23 protein-coding genes are annotated in these 24,604 nt (G+C 55.4%); all 23 read left to right on the forward strand.

Annotated features, from left to right (window positions below; all coding sequences use genetic code 11):
* The first annotated feature begins 9 nt into the window (after positions 1-9).
* Entirely contained in the window at positions 10-1,500 is a 1,491-nt protein-coding gene (locus tag ABCV34_RS12925; protein WP_345798781.1) for a mannose-1-phosphate guanylyltransferase/mannose-6-phosphate isomerase, read from the forward strand.
* Positions 1,497-2,474: a GDP-L-fucose synthase gene (locus ABCV34_RS12930; protein ID WP_345796617.1), complete on the forward strand. Its 978-nt coding sequence runs from the start codon at positions 1,497-1,499 to the stop codon at positions 2,472-2,474. The genes ABCV34_RS12925 and ABCV34_RS12930 overlap by 4 nt, the downstream gene beginning before the upstream one ends.
* Before the next feature lie 17 nt (positions 2,475-2,491).
* On the forward strand, positions 2,492-3,586 hold the full coding sequence (gene gmd, locus ABCV34_RS12935) for a GDP-mannose 4,6-dehydratase (RefSeq protein WP_345796618.1): 1,095 nt from the start codon (positions 2,492-2,494) through the stop codon (positions 3,584-3,586).
* A 3-nt stretch (positions 3,587-3,589) separates the two neighbouring features.
* Positions 3,590-3,973, forward strand: coding sequence for an FdtA/QdtA family cupin domain-containing protein (locus ABCV34_RS12940; protein WP_345796619.1), 384 nt, complete (start codon positions 3,590-3,592; stop codon positions 3,971-3,973).
* The gene (locus ABCV34_RS12945) at positions 3,951-5,075 is read left to right on the forward strand and encodes a DegT/DnrJ/EryC1/StrS family aminotransferase (RefSeq protein WP_345796620.1); all 1,125 of its coding nucleotides are present in this window, start codon (positions 3,951-3,953) and stop codon (positions 5,073-5,075) included. The genes ABCV34_RS12940 and ABCV34_RS12945 overlap by 23 nt, the downstream gene beginning before the upstream one ends.
* Positions 5,075-5,962 (forward strand): ABC transporter permease, encoded by an 888-nt coding sequence (locus ABCV34_RS12950; protein ID WP_345796621.1) that lies wholly within the window; start codon positions 5,075-5,077, stop codon positions 5,960-5,962. Before ABCV34_RS12945 ends, ABCV34_RS12950 begins: the two co-directional genes overlap by 1 nt.
* 2 nt (positions 5,963-5,964) lie before the next feature.
* Entirely contained in the window at positions 5,965-7,257 is a 1,293-nt protein-coding gene (locus tag ABCV34_RS12955; protein ID WP_345796622.1) for an ABC transporter ATP-binding protein, read from the forward strand.
* Positions 7,258-7,380: 123 nt separating this feature from the next.
* Entirely contained in the window at positions 7,381-8,259 is an 879-nt protein-coding gene (locus ABCV34_RS12960; protein WP_345796623.1) for a class I SAM-dependent methyltransferase, read from the forward strand.
* 121 nt (positions 8,260-8,380) lie between these two features.
* Complete coding sequence (locus ABCV34_RS12965) at positions 8,381-9,085, forward strand: acylneuraminate cytidylyltransferase family protein (RefSeq protein WP_345796625.1); 705 nt, start codon at positions 8,381-8,383, stop codon at positions 9,083-9,085.
* 20 nt (positions 9,086-9,105) lie between these two features.
* Positions 9,106-10,089, forward strand: a complete 984-nt coding sequence (locus ABCV34_RS12970) for a GDP-mannose 4,6-dehydratase (RefSeq protein WP_345796626.1) — start codon at positions 9,106-9,108, stop codon at positions 10,087-10,089.
* Positions 10,090-10,100: 11 nt separating this feature from the next.
* Entirely contained in the window at positions 10,101-11,984 is a 1,884-nt protein-coding gene (locus ABCV34_RS12975) for an N-acetylneuraminate synthase family protein (RefSeq protein WP_345796627.1), read from the forward strand.
* Positions 11,985-12,388: 404 nt separating this feature from the next.
* Complete coding sequence (locus ABCV34_RS12980) at positions 12,389-12,937, forward strand: hypothetical protein (protein ID WP_345796628.1); 549 nt, start codon at positions 12,389-12,391, stop codon at positions 12,935-12,937.
* Between the two features lie 41 nt (positions 12,938-12,978).
* Positions 12,979-13,767, forward strand: coding sequence for a methyltransferase, TIGR04325 family (locus ABCV34_RS12985; protein ID WP_345796629.1), 789 nt, complete (start codon positions 12,979-12,981; stop codon positions 13,765-13,767).
* The gene (locus tag ABCV34_RS12990) at positions 13,767-14,642 is read left to right on the forward strand and encodes a glycosyltransferase family 2 protein (RefSeq protein ID WP_345796630.1); all 876 of its coding nucleotides are present in this window, start codon (positions 13,767-13,769) and stop codon (positions 14,640-14,642) included. The genes ABCV34_RS12985 and ABCV34_RS12990 overlap by 1 nt, the downstream gene beginning before the upstream one ends.
* Positions 14,639-15,646: a class I SAM-dependent methyltransferase gene (locus ABCV34_RS12995; RefSeq protein WP_345796631.1), complete on the forward strand. Its 1,008-nt coding sequence runs from the start codon at positions 14,639-14,641 to the stop codon at positions 15,644-15,646. The genes ABCV34_RS12990 and ABCV34_RS12995 overlap by 4 nt, the downstream gene beginning before the upstream one ends.
* A gap of 15 nt (positions 15,647-15,661) precedes the next feature.
* A complete protein-coding gene (locus ABCV34_RS13000) occupies positions 15,662-16,798 on the forward strand; it encodes a glycosyltransferase (RefSeq protein WP_345796632.1) in 1,137 nt (378 codons plus the stop codon).
* Complete coding sequence (locus tag ABCV34_RS13005) at positions 16,795-17,598, forward strand: class I SAM-dependent methyltransferase (RefSeq protein WP_345796633.1); 804 nt, start codon at positions 16,795-16,797, stop codon at positions 17,596-17,598. The genes ABCV34_RS13000 and ABCV34_RS13005 overlap by 4 nt, the downstream gene beginning before the upstream one ends.
* Complete coding sequence (locus tag ABCV34_RS13010; protein WP_345796634.1) at positions 17,595-18,569, forward strand: hypothetical protein; 975 nt, start codon at positions 17,595-17,597, stop codon at positions 18,567-18,569. The genes ABCV34_RS13005 and ABCV34_RS13010 overlap by 4 nt, the downstream gene beginning before the upstream one ends.
* Before the next feature lie 778 nt (positions 18,570-19,347).
* Entirely contained in the window at positions 19,348-20,265 is a 918-nt protein-coding gene (gene rfbA, locus ABCV34_RS13015; protein ID WP_345796635.1) for a glucose-1-phosphate thymidylyltransferase RfbA, read from the forward strand.
* Positions 20,262-21,011, forward strand: a complete 750-nt coding sequence (locus ABCV34_RS13020; RefSeq protein WP_345796636.1) for a glycosyltransferase family 2 protein — start codon at positions 20,262-20,264, stop codon at positions 21,009-21,011. The genes rfbA and ABCV34_RS13020 overlap by 4 nt, the downstream gene beginning before the upstream one ends.
* A 56-nt stretch (positions 21,012-21,067) precedes the next feature.
* On the forward strand, positions 21,068-22,009 hold the full coding sequence (locus tag ABCV34_RS13025) for an NAD-dependent epimerase/dehydratase family protein (RefSeq protein WP_345796637.1): 942 nt from the start codon (positions 21,068-21,070) through the stop codon (positions 22,007-22,009).
* A gap of 4 nt (positions 22,010-22,013) precedes the next feature.
* Positions 22,014-22,556 (forward strand): sugar transferase, encoded by a 543-nt coding sequence (locus ABCV34_RS13030; protein WP_345796638.1) that lies wholly within the window; start codon positions 22,014-22,016, stop codon positions 22,554-22,556.
* A 277-nt stretch (positions 22,557-22,833) separates the two neighbouring features.
* Complete coding sequence (locus ABCV34_RS13035) at positions 22,834-24,531, forward strand: nucleoside-diphosphate sugar epimerase/dehydratase (RefSeq protein WP_345796639.1); 1,698 nt, start codon at positions 22,834-22,836, stop codon at positions 24,529-24,531.
* Positions 24,532-24,604 lie beyond the last annotated feature (73 nt).

Here is a 24,604-nt window from a genome sequence, read left to right on the forward strand (position 1 = left end):
TCTCATGTTATGCCTCGCCCACAAAATTCTGGACACTCTCTGACTAACTTAATTCAGCCGGTCATACTTTGTGGAGGGGCTGGCACACGTCTTTGGCCCTTGTCCCGTGCTGGCTTCCCGAAGCAGTTCCTCTCCCTTACAGGAAAAGAAAGTCTGTTTCAGCAAGCTGTCCGGCGGTCCATCGGGCTGGGTGCGGACGATATACAAGTCGCCAGGCCTTTCATCGTCACAGGTGAAGAGCACCGTTTCCTGGCGGCAGAGCAGTTGCGTGAAATGGGCATTGAGCTGGGCGCCGCGCTGCTGGAGCCCGTGGGTCGCAACACCGCTCCGGCACTCACCTTGGCTGCATTGGCGGCCCAAGCTGATGGCCAAGACCCGGTGCTGGTTGTCACGCCTGCGGACCAAACCGTCGCTAACACCACTGCCTTCACCCAACCCATGCAGCTAGCCATACGCGAAGCCGCCAGCGGCAGCATCGTCATTCTGGGCATCATTCCAGACAGACCGGAAACTGGCTACGGCTACATCCAGGTTGAAGGCAATGACGGCCAGCCCGCCACGGTTGTTCAGCGCTTTGTCGAAAAACCCACCGCCACCACTGCCCAACAGTATCTGGATGATGGTGGCTACTATTGGAATGCTGGGATATTCGTGCTCAAGGCGTCTGTGTGGTTACAGGCCCTGCAGACATTCCGCCCCGATATTCTGGAATCAACCACTCAAGCTTGGGGCCAGCGCATCACAGATAGCAATCTGGCTGTCCCCTTCGTACGTCCCGGCAAGAACGAATTTGCGACCGTACCGTCCGAGTCCATTGACTACGCGGTGATGGAACACTGCCCCGGTAGCACCTTTCCCATTCACATGGTCCCGCTTGACGCGGGTTGGAGCGACTTGGGCGCATGGGACGCCGTATGGAGCGTACTGCCCAAAAACGAGCAGGGCAACGCGCATATGGGTGACGTGCTCACCACGGACAGTCGCAATACGTTGGTGTATGCCTCAAACCGGTTGGTCAGTCTGGTGGGTGTGGAAAATCTCGTTGTCGTGGAAACCTCTGATGCCGTGTTGGTGGCAGACAAAACCAGAAGCCAGGACGTCAAGCATATCGTCACGCAACTGCAAGCTGCCCAGCGCGAAGAGCATTCTCTGCATCGCAAGGTGCACCGTCCTTGGGGCTGGTATGACAGCGTCGACGAAGGCGATCGGTTCAAAGTCAAGCGCATTCAGGTCAAGCCTGGTGCCAGTCTTAGCCTGCAGAAGCATCACCACCGGGCCGAGCATTGGGTGATTGTCAAAGGCACTGCAGAAATTACCTGCGGGGACAAGAAGCTGTTACTCACCGAGAACCAATCGACTTACATCCCACTGGGTGAAGTGCATTGCCTCGCAAACCCTGGAGCCATTCCGTTAGAGATTATTGAGGTGCAGTCGGGTAGCTACCTGGGCGAAGATGATATCGTCCGGTTTGAAGATCATTATGGGCGTACAAACCCATGAACCAACTACCAAAGATTTACGTCGCTGGGCATCGCGGCATGGTGGGTTCGGCCATCGTTCGCCAGTTGCTGGCCCATGGCCATCCAGCCGAACGCATCGTCACCCGCACGCGCACGGAACTCGATCTCACTGATCAGGCTGCCGTACGAGATTTCTTCGCTACTGAAAGGCCCGATCAGGTGTTCCTGGCTGCCGCCAAAGTGGGTGGTATCCACGCCAACAGCACCTACCCGGCCGAGTTCATCTACCAAAACTTGATGATTGAGGTCAATATCATCGATGCCGCTTTCCGGAACGGCATCAAGAAACTGTTGTTCCTTGGCTCCAGCTGCATTTATCCCAAACTCGCCTCGCAGCCAATGCGCGAGGAGGCTCTACTGACCGGCACGCTGGAGCCCACCAACGAGCCCTACGCCATCGCCAAGATCGCCGGCATAAAGCTCTGCGAAAGCTACAACCGTCAGTACGGCGAAACTCATGGGGTGGACTACCGCAGTGTGATGCCCACCAACCTGTATGGTCCCGGGGACAACTATCACCCAGAAAACTCCCACGTCATTCCGGCGCTGATTCGTCGCTTTCACGAGGCCAAGGCCAGCAAGACGCCTAGCGTCGTCATCTGGGGTACCGGCACGGCGCGGCGCGAATTTTTGTACGTGGACGATATGGCCGCTGCGTGCTTGCACGTCATGAACCTGAGCAAGGCCATTTACGACCAGCACACCCAGTCTATGCGCAGCCACATCAATGTGGGCTGTGGCCACGACATCACTATCAAAGAGCTGGCTGAAACCATTGCGGGGGTTATCGATTATCAGGGCGAAACCGCATTCGATCCTAGCAAGCCCGATGGTGCTCCGCGTAAGCTCATGGACAGCACTCGTCTTAACGCACTGGGTTGGGAGGCCAAGGTGACTTTGGAAGTGGGTCTCAAAAAGGCCTATGAAGGCTTCCTGAACAACAACGCTGCATAGCCTTAGAAGAATCTCTAATGACAGATCACACTAAAGTCGCCCTTATAACTGGCATCACCGGGCAGGATGGCGCCTATCTTGCCGAATTCTTGCTTAACAAGGGCTACATCGTTCACGGTATCAAACGACGCTCATCGCTATTTAATACCGATCGTATCGATCACCTGTATCAAGATAGCCACGAGAAGTGCGTTCGTTTCTTCCTTCATCATGGTGACATGACGGATAGCTCCAGTCTCATTCGCATCATTCAGCAGACCCAGCCAGACGAGGTCTACAACCTTGCCGCGCAAAGCCATGTCGCGGTGAGTTTTGAAGAGCCTGAATACACTGCCAACTCCGATGCACTCGGAGTGCTGCGTCTTCTCGAAGCCATTCGCATATTGGGCCTTGAAAAGAAGACCCGTTTCTACCAAGCCAGCACCAGCGAACTCTATGGCCTAGTTCAGGAAATACCACAAAAGGAAACCACTCCTTTTTATCCACGCAGCCCTTACGCTGTCGCCAAGCTTTACGGCTACTGGATTGTCGTTAACTACCGCGAGGCGTACGGCATGTATGCCTGCAACGGAATTCTTTTCAACCACGAGTCGCCCATCCGCGGCGAAACCTTCGTGACGCGCAAGATTACCCGTGCCATGGCGCGCATCAAGCTTGGGCTACAGGATTGTCTATTCCTCGGCAACCTTGACGCAAAACGCGACTGGGGGCACGCCCGCGATTACATCGAAATGCAGTGGTTAATGCTGCAACAGGACCAGCCTGAGGATTTCGTTATTGCTACAGGCATGCAATACAGCGTGCGTGATTTTCTTGACGCCACCGCTCGCGAGCTGGGTATCAAGATTAGCTGGGAAGGCCAGGGTGTGGACGAGAAAGGCTATGACGAGCAAGGCAAGTGCATCGTTGCAGTCGACCCTCGCTACTTCCGTCCCACTGAAGTCGAGACTCTGCTCGGCGATGCAAGTAAGGCTAAACAGAAACTAGGGTGGACGCCACGTACTTCATTTGACGAATTGGTCATGGAAATGGTGCGCGAAGACCTACGTGCTGCAGAGCGAGACGAACTCGTCAAGCGGCACGGTTACAAGGCGATGGACTATAAAGAATAAAGCATGTCTCACTTCATTATGCTTAACCTGCCAACGTTCACTGATCCACGTGGTTCTTTAACAGTACTCGAAAAAGCTTTGCCTTTTGATGTGATTCGGACTTATTGGATTTACGGTGCCGATGGACAAACGCGTGGCGGACACCGGCACACATACACCCGTCAAGCGCTGGTTGCATTGAGTGGCAAAGTGTCGATGTATATGAACGATGGCGTCACGGAAGAAACGATCGAGCTCAACCGACCCAGCCAATGCCTTCTCGTCGAGCCGGAGGACTGGCACACCATGACATTCAGTGAAAGTGCCGTTTTGCTTGTCATGTCTTCGCACCCATATAACCTCAATGAGTACATCGATACTCCTTATGAGCGAGCATCGTATGATTGAGTACGAAAGTTTGGCACGTTCGAACGGTGCTTACATGGCCAACCTTGAAGAAGCGGCGACCCGCGTTATCCGAAGTGGTTGGTATGTGCTCGGGCAGGAAGTAAATGCTTTTGAATCTGAATTTGCGCACTATGTAGGTGCGAAGCACTGCATCGGGGTGGCCAACGGCCTGGATGCGCTCATCCTTTCCATCGAGGCGCTGGACATGCCACGCGGAAGCGAGATCCTGGTGGCCTCCAACACCTACATCGCCACTATCCTGGCCATCGTGCGCGCCGGGCACAAGCCGGTGCTGGTGGAGCCCGAACTGGAAACCTTCAACATGGACTCGGCCCGGCTGGTCGCCGCTCTCACGCCCCGCACACGTGCCGTGTGCGTCACGCACCTCTTCGGCAAGACATGCCGCATGGACACCATCGGCGCTTTTGCGCGCACACACGGGCTGAAGGTGGTGGAAGACTGTGCACAGTCGCACGGTGCCCGTCTGGGTAGCCAAATGACGGGTACCTTCGGCGATGCAGGTTGCTTCAGCTTCTACCCGACCAAGAACCTGGGCGCCATCGGCGACGCCGGGGCCGTGGTTACCAACGACGATGCGCTGGCAGACCGGTTGCGCCATATCCGCAACTACGGCTCCAAGCAAAAGTATGTCAACCGTTACGTCGGCATCAACTCGCGCCTGGACGAGCTCCAGGCAGCCATGTTGCGGGCGAAGCTGCGGCACCTGGACGAAATGACCGCGCACAAACGCGCCCTGGCCGAAATCTATTTTGCTGAGCTGCCCGATTGGGTGGCCAAGCCAGTGCGCCGCCCAGATGAGTTTGACGTGTTCCACATCTTCGGCATCCGTCACCCGCAGCGCGATGCGTTGCAGCAGTATCTGCTGGAGCAAGGCATTAAGACCGAAGTTCACTACCCGATTCCACCGCATCGGCAAGAGGCTATGAAGGGCATTCTTTTTGGAGATTACCCGGTAGCGGATCAATTGCACGAAACGGAACTTAGCTTACCTATCTCGTACGGTCATACGCAAGATCAAATAAAGGACGTGTGCGCCACTATTTGTCGCGGAGTCAACAGGCTTGGTGGGAGCTCGAAGTGATGGGAAACAAAGAAATTACCCTCCCGGTAACTGATGAGGCGGCATTCAGTGAGCATTGGGATGTGGTGATACAGCCGCGCTCACGCATTGGTGGTATCGATTTCTATGCATTGTGGCGGTATCGCGATCTTGTGTGGATGTTCTTTAAGCGCGATTTCATTACTCTTTACAAGCAGACAATATTGGGGCCCTTGTGGTATCTGATTCAACCTTCGTTGACTGCTTTCACCTATTTCATTGTGTTTGGAAAGATCGCCGGGCTGTCCACGAATGGTGTTCCGCCTTTGCTTTTCTACATGTCGGGTATTGTGTTGTGGACCTACTTCGCGAACTGCTTAACGAATAACTCGGAAGTGTTTTCAAAAAATGCATCGCTGTTCTCAAAGGTGTATTTTCCGCGTCTCGTTGTGCCATTGTCAGTGGCAATGAGCGGAGCGGTGGCTTTTGTCATTCAGTTCTCGCTTCTTGTTCTGCTTGTAGGTCTATTTGTGGCTCGCGGGGAAATTCTTTGGCCAGGGACTAGCGCTCTACTGATCCCCTTGCTTATGGTCAATGTCGGAGTACTTGGCGTTGGTGTTGGATTAATCGTGTCCGCGTTGACCGTTCGTTTCCGCGATCTCGCGTTTGCTACAGGCTTTGTCACGCAGCTATGGATGTATGCGACCCCAGTCGTATATACATTTCAGCAAATTCCCCAGAAATATTACTGGTTCTTCTTCATGAATCCTATGACAGCTCCCGTGGAGACATTTCGCCACATGCTGTTCGGCTCTCCCGCGGTTCCAGCGTCGATATGGATCGCAAATATTGGTGTTACATTGATCCTTCTCTTTTTAGGTGTTGTTTTGTTCTCTCGCGCTGAATCAAGTGCAATGGATACCGTCTAACCATGACTACACCTGTTGTCATTCGCGCTGAACACGTTAGTAAACAATATCGGCTTGGCGTCATTAACCATGGGACGCTGTACCGTGACTTACAGAGTTGGTACGCACGCTGGAGGGGGCAACCAGATCCCAATGCTAGTCTCTCTGAGATGTCGCAGCAACGGGGGGCGGCATCACGCACCGTTGGCGACCGGTTCCGAGCCCTAGATGACGTATCTTTCGAGATTCGCCAAGGTGATGTAACTGGTATCATTGGCTCGAATGGTGCCGGAAAGTCCACGTTGCTCAAAGTGATCTCACGTATCACTGATCCGACAAGTGGACGGATAACACTAAAAGGTCGGGTCGCCAGTCTTCTCGAAGTGGGCACAGGGTTTCACCCAGAGTTGACCGGCCGAGAAAACGTATTTCTGAATGGCGCTATTCTTGGAATGCGTCGGCACGAAGTCGCTGCCAAATTTGAGCGAATAGTCGAGTTTGCGGAGATTGGGCGGTTCATCGATACGCCTGTAAAGCGGTACTCCTCCGGAATGTACGTCCGGCTCGCATTTTCCGTCGCGGCGCACTTGGAGCCAGAAATTTTGTTGGTGGATGAGGTGTTGGCTGTCGGCGACGCTAGTTTTCAGAAGAAATGTATGGGTCGGATGCAAGAGGTCGGTCGCGATGGTCGCACCATTCTCTTTGTTAGTCACAACATGACTGCGATCAATAGCATCTGTCCCAACACCATCTGCGTGGAGGATGGTCGAGTCGCGGAGATTGGGCCTACGTCAATGGTCGTGCAGAACTACCTGGCTCGTGGCCAAGTGGGCGCTAATGGCGTCTATATGCACAAGCCGGAAGATCTGGATGGCAAGGCGATAATTTACAAAGTTGCGTCGGTTGATGCCACAGGTAGGGAAAGCGGAGCTCTGGATCTGTCGCAAGAGTTCTCGATCGAAATACAGTATGAACTTCGCGAAGTTCTTTCCGGTATTCATCTCAGTCTGCAGATTTTGGCCGAGGATGGTTATACGTCAATATTTAGCGTGTCGGACGTCGAGCTACAGCCAGATCTTCTTAATCCACGCCAGCCGGGGCGTTATCGGGCTAATGTTAAGTTCCCTTCTTGTGCGCTGAATACGGGCGCTTACTATGTTTACGTGGGGTTAGCATCGCGGTTTTCAATCTTCTCGACGGTGTCCAATCTGCGAGTGGAAGTGATTGATCGCGTGGGAATTATTCAGATGTTAGGTCACGCACGAAAGCCGTCTGTTTCGGCCATGCAGTTTCCGTGGACAACCGAGCGAATTTAACTACGCGATGGGACTGTTTCTGGATTCTGGGCATGTGCTCACGGCGCATCGTGGGCGGCTCCCTGTCCCCCTTGGTTGGCTGCGCTTGCGTGGTGCGGCACAAATGAACAATGGGATACTCAAATGGTAGATGAACAAACAGTTATCCAGCCGTGCTATCTATGCGGCTCAACCAACTTCGTCTTTCGTCAAGGTGTCGTGCGCGACGCGCCTCAGCTTAAAATTGTCGAGTGTTGCAATTGCACTTTGGTGTTTCTCCATCCGAAGTTTGACAATAATGCGGAGCACTACGCCAATTCGGGGATGCATGGTACTCAAGTTCCATCTATGGAGGAATGGCAGCGGACGACAGCATTTGACGATGACCGTCGCTTCCAAAATTTGCGTGACGCGCTTACGAATAAGAGGATTCTTGACTTTGGATGCGGCAATGGTGGCTTCTTGTTGCGTGCGCGGAGTCTGGCTGCTAAGGTAACTGGCTTGGAGCCTGAGAAGAGGGTAAGAAAGTATTTTGATAACTCCCTTGAAATTGAGTCAGATTTGGCGACGTTCATTCATCGAGCCGAGCAATTTGATTTGATAACGGCTTTTCACGTTATTGAACATCTCCCGAATCCACTTGATGTGCTGACCCAACTGAAGAAGGTTCTCGCGCAGAAAGGGCGCATCGTGCTTGAGGTGCCTAGCGCCGAAGATGCCTTGTTGACGCTATATGATTCTGCTGCTTTTCAGCGATTTACTTATTGGAGTCAACATCTATTTCTATTTAATGCGCGCACATTGAAGGATCTGGCCCTACGCGCGGGATTGGCTGTGGTCGGGATCGAACAATATCAACGCTATCCGCTATCAAATCATTTGTACTGGTTGTCCAAGGGGAGGCCGGGAGGGCATCAAGTTTGGTCTTTCATTGACTCCCCCGTTCTTAATGAAGCGTATTCTGCAGCTTTGGCAAAGACAGGGAAAACCGATACCTTGATTGCGTATCTGGAGCACGCTTGACGCGGCGACGAGACGCATGGCTGGATTGTGTTCAGGTCCATTCGCTTGATCCCAAGAATGCGGCCGATGGAAAATTCATGGTTGATAGACTTCTAATGACCGCCTCCGCGGTTGACTAATCTTGAAAATTCAGTTCAAAGATGTTATCGCAATCATCCCCGCACGAGGGGGATCAAAGGGGCTTCCACGAAAGAACCTTCGACTGCTTGCGGGCAAGCCGCTGATTGTCCACACGATCGAGCAGGCCAGGCAATCGAGTTGGGTGACAGAGACCGTGGTGTCGACTGACGATGACGAGATTGCCGCCGTCAGCGAGGCCGCCGGCGCGGCGGTAGTGCGCCGCCCAGCTGACATCAGCGGCGACCGGGCGAGTTCAGAATCGGCGCTGATCCACGCGATCCACAGTCTTCTGCAGCAGGGGCGTCCGCTCCCCGATTTGGCGGTCTTCCTTCAATGCACGTCACCGGTCCGTCGACCGGGCGACATAGACGCGGCGGTGACCACGCTGACGCAAAAGGGGGTGGACTCGCTGCTTTCAGTGTCGCCCAACCACCGTTTTCTGTGGACAGAGGAAGGGGGCGAGGCGCGGTCCATCAACTATGACTTCCGTAATCGTCCCCGGCGGCAGGACATGGCGCCGCAATATGTAGAGAACGGCTCCATCTATGTCTTTCGCCCCCGGGCCTTGCTGGACAGCGGTAACCGGCTTTCGGGCAAGGTGGCGCTCTATCCCATGGATGAGGAGGCGGCGGTGGATATCGACTCGATGCTCGACATGAAACTGGCGGAGCTGATCCTGCACGAGCGCGCTGTGGCATCGCGGTGACCCATTCCCCGTCGGCGGACTTGAAACGCACCTTGCTCATCGTGGGTAGCGGCTTTATCGCGGCGGAACTCGCCCGTACCGCGCAGCGTGAGTGGGGGTGGTCGGTTGAGGTGTTGTTCCGCAACTACCGCAACCCTGCCCTGGGCGAGGTACCGAACTTTCCCCTGCCGTCCGGCATGGACGAGCTGGTTCGCCTGCTGGATCAGGTGCGGCCTACTGATGTGGTGATTGCCACCGGTTCTTCCTTTGTGCCCGAGATCAACCGTGATGTAGAAAAGGCCTTGGACCAGCACCTCAACGGTACGCTGATGATCCTCGACGCCTTGACGCGGCTGAAGCAGCCTCTGCGCGGACGTGTGCTTTTGATCGGCTCCGCCTCGGAGTACGGTGAGTTCTCTGAAAGCCCGGTGGACGAGCGGCATCCCGCCTTGCCCCGTGATCACTATGGCTTGATCAAACTCTCTTTGCGCCACCTCGGCTTGCATTTCCATCGGGTCCACGGCTTGCCCGTGGTCCACCTGCGGCAGTTCAATGTCACCGGTCCGGGCCAGGACGGCCGTTTCGTGTTGCCGTCCATATGTCGCCAGATTGCGCAGGGAGCGCTGGCGTCCGGCAGTGGTGGCGTCGTGCGTGTTGTCGCCGGGAATACATCGGTCCGGCGAGACTTTCTCGCGATTGCCGATGTGTGTCGGGCCTACCGCACGCTGATGCTGCATGGTGAGCCAGGGGATGTCTACAACATCTGCTCCGGCCAGGCACATCAGATCAGTGCATTGATTGCGATGGCTGCCGAGGTGGCGGGTGTCCGTGCTGAGATTGAGGTCAGTTCCCAACTCGTGCGGGAGAACGATAAGGCGCAGGCGGTAATCTTGGGGGATCCGTCCCGGCTTCGCTCTCTCGGCTGGGCCCCCCTGGTGCCCATGCGTGAGCTGCTGGCACAGATGATAGAAAGACTTACTCCCGTGGCAGGCGAAGGCGCCATGCCGGCTGGGAAACAACGTTAGCTGGAGAAGTTATGTCCCGTATCGCGGCACTTAAGAATGACGGTTTGTATGTCATCGCGGAGATTGGCATCAACCACAATGGATCCGTCGAGGAGGCGCTCTTTCTCATGAATGAGGCTGCAAAGGCGGGAGTTGATGCCGTCAAATTCCAGAAACGGACGCTTTCGGAAATCTACGTTACGTCGCTCCTCGACGATCCCAACAGTGCGGAATGGTCGTTCCAGTACCTGATTCCGCAGCTGAAGGCGCTGGAATTGAGCGAGGGGTCGTTTCACGCCCTGCGGGCGGAAGCCCGCCGCCTGGGTGTCGATTTCATCGTGACACCCTTCGATCAGGTGTCGGCGGACTTTGTCGCGACCCTGGATCTGGATGCAGTCAAGTTTGCGTCGGCCGATCTCACCAATTGGCCCCTGATCTCGCACACCCTCGACAAGCTGGCCTGTCCAGCCATTTTTAGCACCGGCATGTGGGACGATACCGTGATCCGGAAGTCGGCCAAGTTCATCGCCGAGAGTTTCACCAACCGCTACGCGATGCTGCTGTGCCAATCGACCTACCCTGCACCGCCGGAGTCGCTGAACCTGCGTTACCTGCACAGCCTAGCGTCGATAGCCCCTATGGTGGGATACTCCGGCCACGAGCTGGGCGTGCAGGCATCACTGCTGGCGCATGCCCTGGGCGCGACTATTATCGAGAAGCACATCACCCGTGATATCCACCAGTTGGGGCCCGATCACAAGGCTTCATTGACGCCAGAGCAGTTCCGGGACCTGGTGCGCCAGCTGCAGCTGACGCGAACGATGCTGGGCGAGGATCGCAAGGTCATCACGATGGCGGAGCAGCTCAACCGGGAGGTGTTTGCCAAGTCGCTGGTCGCGAAGCGGGATCTCGCAGTGGGCGAGACGATACGTCTGGAGGACTTGAAGTTCATGAGCCCCGGCAAGGGCATCACCCCCGACCGCTTGTCGGAATTCCTGGGCAAGACATTGATGCGTGCCAAGAGTGCCAATGACTACATTACGGAACAGGATTTCGAAAAAGCACTAATTGTCGCTGAATGGCCACGTTTCACCTTCTCCAAGGAATGGGGCGTGAAGTGCCGTTTCCACGATTTTGAAACCTACAAGCAGCTTAAGACCCCAGTGATCGAATTTCACTGCTCGGACCGCGATGTGATCGATGAGGTTCACGCGACGAGTGAAAGCTCAGCCCTGGTCATGCATGCGCCGGAGGTCATCGGCCGTGACCTTTTTGATCTCTGCTCGAATAACGCGGAGGTAGTCCGGAAATCGGTCGGCATCCTCGAGCAGACCATCGCCCGTACGCGGGAGCTGGCACCAGGTTTCCAGCAGGGAGCCAAGCCTAAGATCGTTCTGCATGTGGGTGGCATGAGCCTGCTGGATGGGAACTACGACTGTGCCGAGATCACCTCGAAGGCCGAGAAGATTCTTCGCAATATCAATCTCGATGGTGTTGATCTCCTGCCGGAGAATTTGCCGCCCCGCCCCTGGTATCTTGGGGGACAGTGGCATCAATACGGGTACATGCGACCCGAGGACATAGCAGCCTTCTGTAAGTCGTTGTCCCTGGGCATGACCTTCGATATCTGCCACGCCCAGCTTTACTGCAAGTACGCAGGCATCGACCTGGTGGACTACGCCAAGATCATCCTGCCATACATCCGTCACGTGCATATTTCCGATGCGCACGGGATCGACGGGGAGGGAGTGCAGATTGGCGCAGGGGAGTTGGACTTCGACGCCTTGTTCAAACATCTTGAGAAGATTCAGTTCAGCTGGGTGCCCGAAATCTGGAGTGGTCATATCAATCATGGCGCTGGTACGCATCACGCGCTTTGCTGTTTGGGTAAATACGGTGCACAGGGTGCTCTCTAGCGCGGGCCGCTGTAACTTATCCAAGGTCATACTAGGTTTTTAATGCGCACGAAGAAAGAGACGAGTCGGTTTGAGGCGAACGTAGCGTGAATAGAGTGTTGAAATACATTGCCAATGCCATTATCAATTTTTTGCCGCACAGGCTCTATCTTTGGGTACAGCATTTCCTCAGCAAAAGAAATGAGAGTCCGGTTTCGTGGAGTGTCCTCGAGCGGAATCGGGAACTCAAAGATCGGCATCTTGGGGAGCGATGCTTTGTATTGGGTAATGGCCCGAGCGCTAGAGCGGTCGATCTCTCAAGATTGAAGGGGGAGACCGTAATCTCGGTGTCGAATGGGTATCTACACCGAGATTACTCTGAGATTCGACCAAAGTACCACTGCGTCCCGCAGACGCATCCGCCCATGACTGCCGATGATATCGCGCGATGGTTTGGGGAAATGGATGCCGAGTTGGGTGGCGCTACCTTGTTCCTCAACGAGACAGAGCGCCAACTGGTGTGCAGTCGGAAGTTATTTGAGAGAAGAGACGTCCGTTATTTGGATATGCGGGCCGATTTCGACCAGCTTTCGGATCGACAAGTTCTTGATCTGACCAAGCCAATCCCGCGGGTTCAGTCGGTTCCGGTGATGGCCTTGATGGTTGCCATGTACCTCGGCTTCAAAGAAATCTATCTTCTTGGTGTGGACCATGATCATTTTATTACTGGCACCTACGTGTACGCATTTGACCTGAAGGCGCAGCGAGGGAAAGACGACTCGGTATCAAGTAGCGGGGAGATACTTACAAGTAGGCACGACGACTTTCAGTCGCTGGCGCGCCTGTGGCGGCAGTATCGTGTGCTCCGCGAGATCGCTGCGGCAAATGATGTGCAAATATTGAACGCAACGCCAGGAGGGGTTCTGGATGAATTCCCGAGAGTCGACCTGGATGCAGCATTGTCGGGGCGGTGATGAGGCGATATGAGGCACGGATAGGGGCTTGGCGCGTCGCTGTGGAATTGGGGAAGCTGTCGCCTGTTGCGCGTGTCGGCAATGAATACGAAGTTGGATTCAAAGACTGGACAGACGCCGCTAAGCGCGCCACCGGTTACGACGCGCAGGCAATACTGAACAAGGTCGTAGATGCAGCGTTACAGGTGAAAGACGGTGAAGTTGCTTTCGAACGCGATACGGTCACATTCAAGCAACGAGAAGTGGTCTATCAACTCTTTGCCTGGCTTATGTACGCGGCGAGTCGTGAAGGAGCACTGCGTGTTATGGATTTTGGGGGGGCTCTTGGCAGCCTTTATTACCAGCATAGATTTTTGTTTGATCGACTGAACGATCTCCGGTGGGGGGTTGTCGAACAATCTCACTTTGTCCACGCTGGGCGAAAGGATTTTGAGGATCATGCACTGTATTTCTTTGAGACTACGCAGGAGTGCGCAGATGAGATTCGACCAAACTTTCTTCTGCTGTCGAGTGTTATCCAATATCTAGAGTCCCCCTATCAAGTATTGGCCGAGTTGCTAGATAGGGGGGTTCCCTACGTTCTTGTCGATCGAACGATGGCCCGACGCGGAATGGCAGAGGAGATTGCCGTCCAACACGTGCCGCCGTCAATCTATGACGCTAGTTATCCGCTTTGGCTATTGGATGCCAACAAGCTTGAGAGTTGTTTCGCGGACCACGGGTACCAAGTGTTTGATAATTTTGATCCATTTCCGGGCTCATATTTTGGACCAGCCGGAGGTCGCGCGCCGTATCAGGGGTGGTTTCTAGTAAGGAAAGGGAGCTTCTGATGCGGGTGTTTGTGCTGATCCCTGTATTCAATCGGTTGGCGCATACCAAGAAGGTGCTTGGGGTCCTGAGAGCGCAATCAATGGCCTCGCAGCTACGGCTGGTGGTTGTCGATGACGGATCGACCGACGGGACTGCTGAATACCTAGCGGGTGAGCCCGATGTCGTTACTCTGACCGGAGATGGCAATCTGTGGTGGGGCGGGGCCATACAAAAGGGGCTTGCATATGTGCGTACTCAATTGCCCATCGATGATGACTTTGTCTTGTTTGTCAATAATGACACGTGGTTCAATGTGGACTACGTGCAGACTCTGATCGAGACGTCCCTCTTGCGCGGTGGGGCGGCGGTGGGTAGCGTGGTTCACGAGGAAAACTGCGAGGCTCCCCTGGTTAGCATTGGCCCGCGCATCAACATCAACCGCATAGCGGTCTGGGACGTGCTGGCCGAGTTGCCGGCGCAGGAGCGGCGAACACCCAAGCCGGTTTACTGCGTAGATGCCTTATCTGGGCGGGGAACTCTATATCCTGCTGGTCTGTTCAAGGCACACGGTGGCATGCGCCCCCGGCTGTTGCCTCATTACCTGGCCGACTACGAAATCGCCATGCGGTTCGCGCGCGATGCCGGCGTTCCACTGCTCGTGAGCAGTAATGCCATCGTGTTTTCGCCACCTGTCTACGGCAACGAGGTTGCGCGGCTGGACTGGTGGGAGCGGTACTTCGGCCAGCGCTCGTCGAGCAACGTGATCCGGCGGCTGGTCTTTTACTGCATGGTGGGCTCCCCCCTTCAGCGACTGACGGCCCCCCTGCGACTTGCCTACTTCGGTATTTCGCGCTACCTCCACCAAAAACTCAAACCCTTCACATCGAGCAAATGAACAAAGAAGACACGACGTGCATCGTCTGCGGTTCGTCCACTGCGGTGTTTATCGATCGCATCTGGGACGACCGCTATGGGTTCCCCGGGATGTTCTCGATATTGCAATGCAAATCCTGTGGCCAGATGGTGACTACGCCACGCTTGAAGGAGATAGACCTGCCGGGGCTTTACAGCCAGTACTATCCCCGACGTAACATCAATTTTGATTCGCTTGAGAGGGAAAGCTCACTGGTCGCCAAGAAGTACGCCCGCTTTAAGCGCTGGCTGACTGGCACTGACAACCAGGGGCACTACCTCGCCAAACCTGGACAGCGGGTGCTGGATATTGGCAGCGGCTCCTGCCTGTCCTTGTTGGAACTTCGTCAGATCGGTGTCGAACCCTTTGGCGTGGAAGCGGATCCAAACGTCGCTGTCATCGCTCAGCGCTATGGCCTGAATGTGCACATCGGTAGCATCCATAACAACCCATTTCCTGGACAAGTCTTTGACCTTATAACACTCAACCAGGTGATCGAGCATGTGCCCGATCCGGCGGCCTTGCTGCGCGTAGTGCGCGACCGGCTGGCGCCCGGTGGCCGCATTGTGCTGTCGTTTCCCAACGTTTCGTCGTGGCAGCGCCGGTTGTCGGGAAGCAGGTGGATCAACTGGCATGTGCCCTATCACCAGCACCATTTCAACCAGCGCTCGTTTGCCCTCCTAGCCCGGCAACAGGGCTATGAAGTGGTGATCGCCCGATCGATTACCCCCAACCTCTGGACCCTTCTACAGCTGCGCGCCATGGGCCGTGCGCCGGACGAAGGCGTGGCCTCTGAGTCCTGGCAAGGCCAGACAGCGTCGGATTCCGAGCGGCCGTCCTTCACGCACCGCCTTAAGAACGCGCTGCTGCGCCGGCTGAGCACGGTGGCGGGTGGCTTGCTGGTGGTCCTCAACCGCATCGTCGACCGGCTCGGCGCGGGCGACAGCCTGCTGGTCGTACTGAAGAAAACAACCGATAGATACTGACTCCAGGTAGCCCGAATGAAGGCGGTCATACTCGATACTTACTATCCCCGTTTCCTCAAGACGTTCTACGCCAAGCATGTTGGGTTACACCACGCGTCCTCGCAAGAGCAGACCCAGTCCCTCCTCAAGGCCTCCTTTGGCACCTCGGACTTCTACTCGCGCAATCTAAAGAGCCTTGGCGTGGACGCCCAAGACCTCATCGTTAACTGCGTTCCGCTGCAAAAGGCCTGGGCGACCGAAAATCAAGTCTCGTTCAGCGCCTGGGCGTTGCGGCTGCCCCACCGCACTTTCAGATTACCGATCATTGGCGCGAAGCTTGCGGCATTGCCGGGGCTCATGGAAGTCGCGATCGCCCAGATCCGCTCGCTTAAACCCGATGTGCTCTATTGCCAGGATCTGAGCTTCTTCCCGGGCGAGGTCTTGAAAGAGCTGAAATCGCATGTGCGTCTGATCGTCGGACAGATCGCCTGTCCGTTGCCGCCCGAGTCCTTTCTCAAGGGCTACGATCTCATTCTGACTTCCTTTCCTCACTTTGTGCCCCGCCTGCAGGCGCTAGGCATCGCCTCCGAATACTTCCGCATCGGCTTCGATACGCGGGTGTTAGAAGTGCTCGGTACCATTCAGAAAGACATCGGCGCAAGCTTCGTCGGCGGCATCAGCCGACATCACGGCAAGGCCGTGCCTCTGCTTGAGTATCTGGCCACCCATACACCTATTGAGTTTTTCGGTTACGGGGCCAAGACGCTGCCGCGTTCTTCCCCTATCCGCCGAAATCACCATGGTGAGGTATGGGGCCTGGACATGTACCGCGCGTTGGCGCGTAGCAAGGTCACCCTCAATCGCCACATCAACGTGGCCGAGAATAACGCCAATAACATGCGTTTGTACGAGGCTACCGGCGTGGGCTCGCTGCTTATCACGGACCGTAAGGGCAATCTCGGCGAGATCTTCGAGGTAGGTAAGGAAATCGTGGTTTACTCCTCACAAGAGGAAGCGGCAGAGATGATCCACTACTACCTTGATCATCCTGCAGAGGCTGCCACAATCGCCCGTGCTGGTCAGGCACGAACGCTGCGGGAACACACCTACCAGCATCGAATGGAAGAACTAGTGCCAGTGCTTAAACGACATCTCGGAGTCCGCCGCCCATGAAAGCGGCGCTGCGATCACTGCTCAACCGATTTCCCCGGCTCAAGGCCGAATTCAAGCGGCTGCGCAAGCTACTAGGCCAGCAGGGGGGCGTGTCTTCGAACTACGTACTGATGAAAGCCGAGGAAGCAGTGAGCGAAGCGGTACGCCTGCGCGATGCTTGGCAGTCCAATGCACTCCCGCATCGGCAACGTGAGCTTGTGAATGGCCAGCTTGCTGCCTATCGGAACGGTGAATCAATTGACGTGTTCGATGTCATGATCCAGGCTTTGCGAGTGTTGCCGACGAATGTGTGCGGCATGTCGGTGCTGGAGGTAGGATGCTCCAGTGGTTTCTACTCCGAGGTGTTTGAGATTGCCGGTCTGGCTGTGAGCTACGTCGGCTGCGACTATTCCGAGGCTTTCATCGGACTGGCACGCCAGAAGTACCCCACGTTGCGTTTCGACGTTGAAGACGCCACAGCGTTGAAGTATGCCGAAAGCGTCTTCGACATCGTCATATCTGGCTGCTGCCTGTTGCATATTCCGGAATATGAGGCTGCCGTGGCCGAGACGGCGCGGGTGGCGCGCCGTTATGTAATTTTTCATCGAACGCCCGTGGTGCTGGGGCAGCCAAATGTGTACTACCGCAAACAGGCATACGGCGTGGAGACGATGGAGATCCATTTCAACGAGCCGCAGTTCCTGGAGCTGCTCGCCCGCCAAGGCCTGGAATTGATCGCAATTTACACCCTTGACGAATCAGTGCGGGGCGGTGTCGGGTCGGCCAACCGCACCTATGTCTGCAAGAAGGTAGGTTCATGAACACACGATATTTTTGCTCGCTGTTTGACAGCAATTACTTGCTGAAGGGCTTGGCGATGATACGTAGCCTGGAGCGCCACTGCCCAGGGGCGAAAATCTTTGTGCTGTGCATGGATGATCAGACCAAATACATCCTAGAACGGCTGGATATGTCTTTCGTTAAGTGCATTACCCTAGCCGAGGTGGAGGACGAGGAACTACTCAAGGCAAAAGCTGATCGTGGCGTGGCCGAGTACTGCTGGACACTCTCGTCCTGCCTTACTTGGTATGTAATGCAAAACCATCCTGAAATCGACTTTCTCACCTACATCGACGCCGATCTGCTGTTCTATTCGGATGTGCAACCGCTGTTCGAGGAAATCGGAAACGCTTCAATAGCTATCATTGAGCATCGCTTCTCCGAGAGACTGAAAGACCGTGAGGTTAATGGCCGTTTTTGCGTCGAGTGGGACAGCTTCCGTCGAGATGAGCAGGGGCTGGCCTGTCTTTCTCGCTGGCGTGAGCAATGCATCGAATGGTGCTATTACCGTCTTGAGGATGGCAAGATGGGCGACCAGAAATATCTCGACGAGTGGCCTGATCGCTATTCTTCCTGCCATATTCTGATGCACCCTGGCGCCGGTATTGCCCCGTGGAACTATGCGCAATATCGTTTTGACAAAGATGCTTCTGGCCAGATTACCATCGAAGGCGTGTCGTTGATTTTCTACCACTTCCACCAGTTCCAGCTGCTGGAAAACGGCAAGTTCGATCGGCTTTCCACCTTTTACACATCGGAGTGTGCAGAGCCAGTTGCCGTGTATGAAGTTTATGAAGCCGAGTTGAAGAAATGTCTGGTCGACGTTCGCACGATTGTGCCCAATTTCAAGGGAGGACTGAAGCCGGTATCCAGCGTGCGCGGCCGCCGCTTCATTCAGCAGTTCGTGCCGATGTGGGCCAAGGAAATCGCGCGACGTTTTCTGCGTTACTGATTCATGTAGGCCCATTCATTTATTTCTGTCATCGCTGTTTGCTACAACAGCTCAACTACTTTAGAGCGCGCGCTACTGTCAGTGACTAACAAAGATTACCCACTGATCGAGCACATTGTCATCGATGGCGCATCAACAGATACGTGTTCAGTCACTTGAACGATGATGAGCTCGACGAGCTAAAAGTTGTTGCCCAAGAGTTTGGATCACTTCAATCCGGCGAAAACTTCGAGGGAGCGGCATATTTTTCAGTCATGGGTGGGAAGGCATTAAAATGAAGATATTCGCTTCCATTGCCCACCAGAGTTACTGAAGTAGCCACGCGCGGCGTACACTGCACTATCGAATCGTTGCAAGCCGATCTCCTCATCTTCGTCGTCACGGTCTGCAGCAACAGCGCCACCATACCGGGGCGTAGTGTGTCCGGAGTTTGTTGGCGAGGCATAATATGAGCGAAAGCAATCATGGATGTGCTAGTGAAACACAAGACACCATTCATCGTGGCCCAGGCGGCCGTCTGTGAGACGAGGCTGCCCAAGCTGCCTGAGCCAGAGACCATGAATCAGAGCTTATGACACCCATCAGACGGTCCGAAAGAACAGGAGCACTTCAGAGCACAGAGTGCCGAAAATTGGGCCTTCTGGGCTAACTTTCTTGATTTACTAGATTTTCAGAAACTCCTGCGAATTATGGGATTTGATTTGATTTGATTGTGATTTTCGATTGGCTTTTCGAAGCTTCGTGATGGAAACGTACTTCAAAAATGGATGGCTGTAACGTGAACCAGAGAAAGGGGATTATTTTGGCGGGTGGGTCCGGTACCCGGTTGCATCCCGCCACGATTGCGATTTCAAAGCAATTGCTTCCTGTATTTGATAAGCCCATGATTTATTATCCGTTGACGACTTTGATGTTGGCGAAGATAAGGGATGTTTTATTGATCTCTACTCCTCAAGATTTGCCCCGCTTTCAGTCTTTGATTGGGGATGGTGGGCAGTGGGGTATGAATATCTCATATTGCGTACAACATACGCCAGATGGTTTAGCACAGGCATTTCTGCTAGGCCGTGATTTTGTGGGAGCATCCCCTAGTGCACTGATTCTGGGAGATAATGTCTTTTATGGCGATAGCTTCCAAGGTCTTTTGAGTCAGGCATCTCTCAATGAGAGTGGCGCTTCTGTGTTCGCCTACCATGTCACTGATCCGGAGCGGTATGGTGTGGTGGAATTCGATCATGACTTCCGAGCAATCTCGATCGAGGAAAAGCCTGAAATCCCAAAATCTGATTACGCAGTCACTGGTTTGTATTTTTATGACAATCAGGTGTGTGACATCGCGGCCGAGGTCAAACCATCAGCTCGCGGTGAACTGGAGATTACGGATATCAATGCCAAGTATCTGTCTCTTGGCCAGTTGCATGTAGAAATCCTGGGGCGAGGATATGCCTGGTTGGATACCGGTACTCACGATTCTCTGTTGGAGGCATCCCAGTATATAGCCACCATTGAAAGGAGACAGGGGTTGAAAGTGGCCTGCCCCGAGGAGATTGCCTATCGCGCAGGGTGGATCGATGCGGAACAATTAGCGGCGCTTGCGAAGCCGTTGCTTAAGACGGGATATGGTGCTTATCTGATGAGATTGTTGGGCGTAAGGGTAGGTAGTCGCTCGCAAGAGATCCATAGCTTCCCACAATGATGTTTAGTATTATTACCGTTTGTTTTAATGCGGCTGGTACGATTGCGGATACTCTGCATTCTGTCGCTACACAGGCCTATGCGGATGTGGAGCATATCGTAATTGATGGGGGTTCTAGCGATGGGACACAAGCAGTTATTCTGCAGCATGGAAGTCGCGTAGCACATTGTGTTTCGGAGCCGGACGGTGGCATTTACGATGCCATGAATAAGGGGGTTCGGCTGGCGTCCGGGGATATCGTCGGCATTCTCAATGCGGATGACGTTTATTCAGATTCGGATGTATTGATGAGGGTTGCTCATTATATGGAGGACGAAAACCTGGACGCCCTTTATGGGGACGTGGAGTATTTTCTTCCGACTAACCCTGCTGTTGCGTCGCGTCGATATCGATCTCGGCGGTTTTCACCTGCTAGAATTGGGTGGGGGTGGATGCCTGCACATCCATCTTTGTTTTTGCGGCGACGGCTTTTCGATCGCTTCGGTTTGTATCGAACGGATTATCGGATTGCTGGAGATTACGAGTTGGTGGCGCGGTTTTTCAAGAACGGACAAATCGCCTATCGATACTTGCCGGAGGTCCTGGTAAAAATGCGAACGGGGGGCGTCAGTACCGGGGGATGGAAGAACACATTGCTGCTCAATCAGGAGGTGCTCCGGGCCTGCCGTGAGAACGGTATACCAACTAACTGGTTTAAATTGTTAAGCAAATATCCGTTTAAGGTGCTGGAATTTTTGGCGAAATGAGGAGGTTTTTTTGAGGGTGGTAGTCTAATGGTGCGATCTGCACCGGAAAATCCAATATGACCCGGATCCTCGTCACTGGCGGTAGTGGGTTCATAGGTCGAACCTTGTGTGGTCATTTGCAAATCCTGGGAGTTGACGTGGTGCCGGTTGTTCGCCGCGTAAGCGGCATGCCGGGTGAGCAGATTGTGGCAAGACTGGGGACAGCGCTCGACGCTGTGCTGGTGGGGTGCGATGCTGTTGTACATTTAGCGGGTGATGCACAAGCGCCGCGCGGGGGAACGACGGCGGATCTTGAGGTATTCAGATCCGCTCAGGTAGGCCTGGCATGCGGTTGGGCCCAGGCAGCTGCCGCCGCCGGGGTCCGCCGCTTTGTATTTGTCAGTTCGGCGAAGGTAAATGGTGAATGGACGGCAGATGGCCAGGCATTCAGTTCCGACGATACTCCCGGCCCCCAGGATATCTATGCTCAGTCCAAATGGGATGCGGAGCAGGCGCTGTGCAGGATTGCTACCGAAACCGGGTTGGAGCTCGTCATCGTGCGGCCACCGATGGTCTATGGTCCTGGAGGACGGGGCAATTTTGCCGCGCTGGTAGCCGCGGTGTGTCGGGGGGTTCCTCTGCCCTTCGGGGCTGTGCGGAATCATCGGTCCATGATTGCGGTGACCAATTTGGTGGATTTTCTGGCCTTATGTGCAGATCCCGCTGCTAGTCCTGGCGCAGCAGGTCGGGTATTTCTGGTATCAGATGGGCAACCTGTTGCAACGCCTGAGTTGCTGAAACGTATAGCGCAGGCCTACGGGTGTAAGGCCCGGTTGCTGCCAGTGCCGCCTGCCTTCATGGTTACTGTTGCGAGGCTTCTGGGCCGTCGCCAGGTGGCGGACAGGTTGCTAGGCTCGCTGGTTCTGGATGATTCCCTGGCACGTGATCTTTTGGGCTGGAAGCCTGTGGTGACGATGGATGAACAACTACGGGTGATGGCCAATGCAGCGGGTGTGTGATGTCTTGCTATCGCTGATTGGGTTGGTGTTGGGTAGTCCAGTGCTGCTGGCTTTATGCGTGTTGGGGTATGCCGATACGGGATCGCCGCTGTTTCGCCAGCCACGGGTGGGGCGGGCGCAGCGTATCTTCACTCTGGTCAAGTTTCGCACCATGCGTCCCGATACCGCGTCAGTTGCGACTCATCTGGCGGATGCATCGGCGATTACACGGCTTGGACATTTTTTGCGCCGGACGAAACTGGATGAATTGCCCCAACTCTGGAATGTGCTGATGGGTGACATGAGTCTCGTTGGGCCGCGTCCCTGTCTGCCGAGTCAGTTGGATTTGATCGAAGCCCGTCGGAATCTGGGTGTGTTCGATCATCGCCCCGGGATCACGGGGCTGGCGCAAATCAATGGCATCGATATGTCGACCCCGTCGCTATTGGCGGAAACGGATGCTCGAATGCTTCGAGCACTGACCCTGCGTGCCTATGGCCGCTATATCTTGCTCACCGCCCTGGGGCGTGGGGCGGGGGACGCAATCCGCCGCCGGCCCGGTTCTTAGCGGAGTGTCGCGCGCCTCTGGTCGGTTCGCCCCTCCGTCTTATAATCAATAATTCAAGTGGCCTGGCGGGAAGGGTCTGCGTGATCTTCCGGGGCTTGATGGTCTGAATTGCCCTGAATGATCCCCTGTTGGGTGTTTCATACACCGAAGGTCTGCCTTGTCTCTGCGTTCCCTACTTGTGTTTGCCTTCGATCTGTTGGCGGTGATCCTGGCCTGGTTGGGCGCCTTCCTATTGCGCTTTAATTTAGAGCTTCCGCCGATGTTCCGGACAGAGATCATGGCTGGCGTTCTCTTTTTGATGGCGGTTCAGTTGGCTGCCTGTCGCTGGGCGGGCTTGTATCGCGGGATGTGGAGCTTTGCCAGTTTGCCCGATCTGCGGCGTCTGGTTCGGGCAGTTGCGGCCTCGGCTGCCGCAGTGCTGGCGCTGGCGGCTTTTGGCCGTTCCTGGCTGTTGATCCCTCGGTCCATCGTGATCCTTTATCCGCTGCTGCTGATCGTCATCATGGGCGGTGGCCGCATTGCCTGGCGCTTGTGGAAGGAATCCCGCATGCTGCCGATATCGGATACCGCCCGCAAACCGATCGTAGTGGCGGGGGCGGGCACGGCGGGCGCGATGCTGTTGCGGGAATTGGCCCGAAGCCCCGATTGGAAGGTCGTGGCGCTGGTCGACGATGATCGGCATAAATGGGGGAGGGATCTGAATGGCTGCCGGGTGGAAGGCGCAACAAAAGATCTGGCGGCAGTGCTGCAGCGGCATGGCGCGCGTCACGTCATCCTGGCGATGCCATCCGCGTCTCCAGAGGTACTGCAGGCAGTGACCAAACTGGCGACCGGCGCCGGTGCGGCCCTGTTCACAGTCCCTGGGTTGGCCGAACTGATGAGCGGCCGTGTCGCCATCAACATGATGCGCCCGGTGAAGATCGAGGACCTGCTGGGCCGGGAATCCGTGCGCATCGACAACGAGAACGTCCAGGCCATGCTGACCGGCAAGCGCATCCTGGTGACAGGGGCGGGCGGGTCGATCGGCAGTGAACTGTGCCGACAGCTGGCCCGTTTCCAGCCTGCCTGCATTGTCTTACTGGAATCCAGTGAATTTGCCCTGTACATGATCGAGCAATGGTTCGGAGAGCACCGTCCCGAAGTCCCTATTGTGCGTCTGGCGGGTGATGTCAAGGACGAATCCCGCATGGCGCAAGTGTTTGCGGATCAACGACCTCAGGTCGTATTCCATGCGGCAGCTTACAAGCACGTGCCCCTGATGGAAGTCGGCAATGCCTGGCAAGCAGTACGCAACAACGTGGCCGGTACGTTGGTCGTAGCGCGCGCTGCCCGCGATGCGGGGGCAGAACGCTTCGTGCTGATTTCCACCGACAAGGCCGTCAACCCCACCAACGTGATGGGTGCCACCAAGCGGGTCGCGGAAATGGTCTGTGAGGTGATGCAGAATGGCCCGGGCACGACGCGCTTTCACATCGTGCGCTTTGGCAACGTGCTGGGCAGCACGGGCAGCGTGATCCCGAAATTCCAGTCCCAGATCGCGCATGGTGGTCCTGTGACCGTCACGCATCCGGAAATCAACCGCTATTTCATGTCCATCCCCGAAGCTGCCCAGCTGGTGCTGCAGGCGGCCGCTATGGGGCAGGGCGGCGAGATCTTCGTCCTGGATATGGGCGAGCCCGTAAAGATCGTGGACCTGGCGCGCAATATGATCCGTCTGTCGGGCTTCACGGAAGACGAAATCCGCATCGAATTCACTGGCCTGCGCCCGGGTGAAAAGCTGTACGAGGAACTGCTGGCCGACGCCGAGGAAACCCTGCCCACCCCGCATGAAAAGCTGCGTATTGCCCGACCCAGGGCGGTGCCTGACGGCTTTTATCAGGAAGTCCAAGCGTGGTTGACTCGGGTGCCGCAGATGGATGAGGCCGTGCGGGCCGGATTGAAGCGCTGGGTGCCGGAATATGAGCCCAGAGGGTAATGGCGGCCTTTTCTTTTGTCACTCAGCTAATAAACACTAACGATTTGCGTAGTCCGTCGCTGCTAAGCTGACG

The organism is Castellaniella sp. MT123, assembly GCF_039614765.1.
In the GTDB taxonomy this organism is placed as follows: domain Bacteria; phylum Pseudomonadota; class Gammaproteobacteria; order Burkholderiales; family Burkholderiaceae_B; genus Castellaniella.

Bases quoted from the DNA above. Each gene is read 5' to 3' on its own strand.
- ABCV34_RS13005 (WP_345796633.1), top strand. From the start codon at position 16,795: ATGAAAGCGGCGCTGCGATCACTGCTCAACCGATTTCCCCGGCTCAAG.
- ABCV34_RS12980 (WP_345796628.1), top strand. From the start codon at position 12,389: ATGACTGCCGATGATATCGCGCGATGGTTTGGGGAAATGGATGCCGAG.
- ABCV34_RS12930 (WP_345796617.1), top strand. From the start codon at position 1,497: ATGAACCAACTACCAAAGATTTACGTCGCTGGGCATCGCGGCATGGTG.
- ABCV34_RS12995 (WP_345796631.1), top strand. From the start codon at position 14,639: ATGAACAAAGAAGACACGACGTGCATCGTCTGCGGTTCGTCCACTGCG.
- ABCV34_RS12975 (WP_345796627.1), top strand. From the start codon at position 10,101: ATGTCCCGTATCGCGGCACTTAAGAATGACGGTTTGTATGTCATCGCG.
- ABCV34_RS12950 (WP_345796621.1), top strand. From the start codon at position 5,075: ATGGGAAACAAAGAAATTACCCTCCCGGTAACTGATGAGGCGGCATTC.
- ABCV34_RS12990 (WP_345796630.1), top strand. From the start codon at position 13,767: ATGCGGGTGTTTGTGCTGATCCCTGTATTCAATCGGTTGGCGCATACC.
- ABCV34_RS12945 (WP_345796620.1), top strand. From the start codon at position 3,951: ATGAGCGAGCATCGTATGATTGAGTACGAAAGTTTGGCACGTTCGAAC.
- ABCV34_RS12925 (WP_345798781.1), top strand. From the start codon at position 10: ATGCCTCGCCCACAAAATTCTGGACACTCTCTGACTAACTTAATTCAG.
- ABCV34_RS13025 (WP_345796637.1), top strand. From the start codon at position 21,068: ATGACCCGGATCCTCGTCACTGGCGGTAGTGGGTTCATAGGTCGAACC.
- ABCV34_RS13010 (WP_345796634.1), top strand. From the start codon at position 17,595: ATGAACACACGATATTTTTGCTCGCTGTTTGACAGCAATTACTTGCTG.
- ABCV34_RS12940 (WP_345796619.1), top strand. From the start codon at position 3,590: ATGTCTCACTTCATTATGCTTAACCTGCCAACGTTCACTGATCCACGT.
- gmd (WP_345796618.1), top strand. From the start codon at position 2,492: ATGACAGATCACACTAAAGTCGCCCTTATAACTGGCATCACCGGGCAG.
- ABCV34_RS13020 (WP_345796636.1), top strand. From the start codon at position 20,262: ATGATGTTTAGTATTATTACCGTTTGTTTTAATGCGGCTGGTACGATT.
- ABCV34_RS13035 (WP_345796639.1), top strand. From the start codon at position 22,834: ATGGCTGGCGTTCTCTTTTTGATGGCGGTTCAGTTGGCTGCCTGTCGC.
- ABCV34_RS13000 (WP_345796632.1), top strand. From the start codon at position 15,662: ATGAAGGCGGTCATACTCGATACTTACTATCCCCGTTTCCTCAAGACG.
- ABCV34_RS12960 (WP_345796623.1), top strand. From the start codon at position 7,381: ATGGTAGATGAACAAACAGTTATCCAGCCGTGCTATCTATGCGGCTCA.
- ABCV34_RS12955 (WP_345796622.1), top strand. From the start codon at position 5,965: ATGACTACACCTGTTGTCATTCGCGCTGAACACGTTAGTAAACAATAT.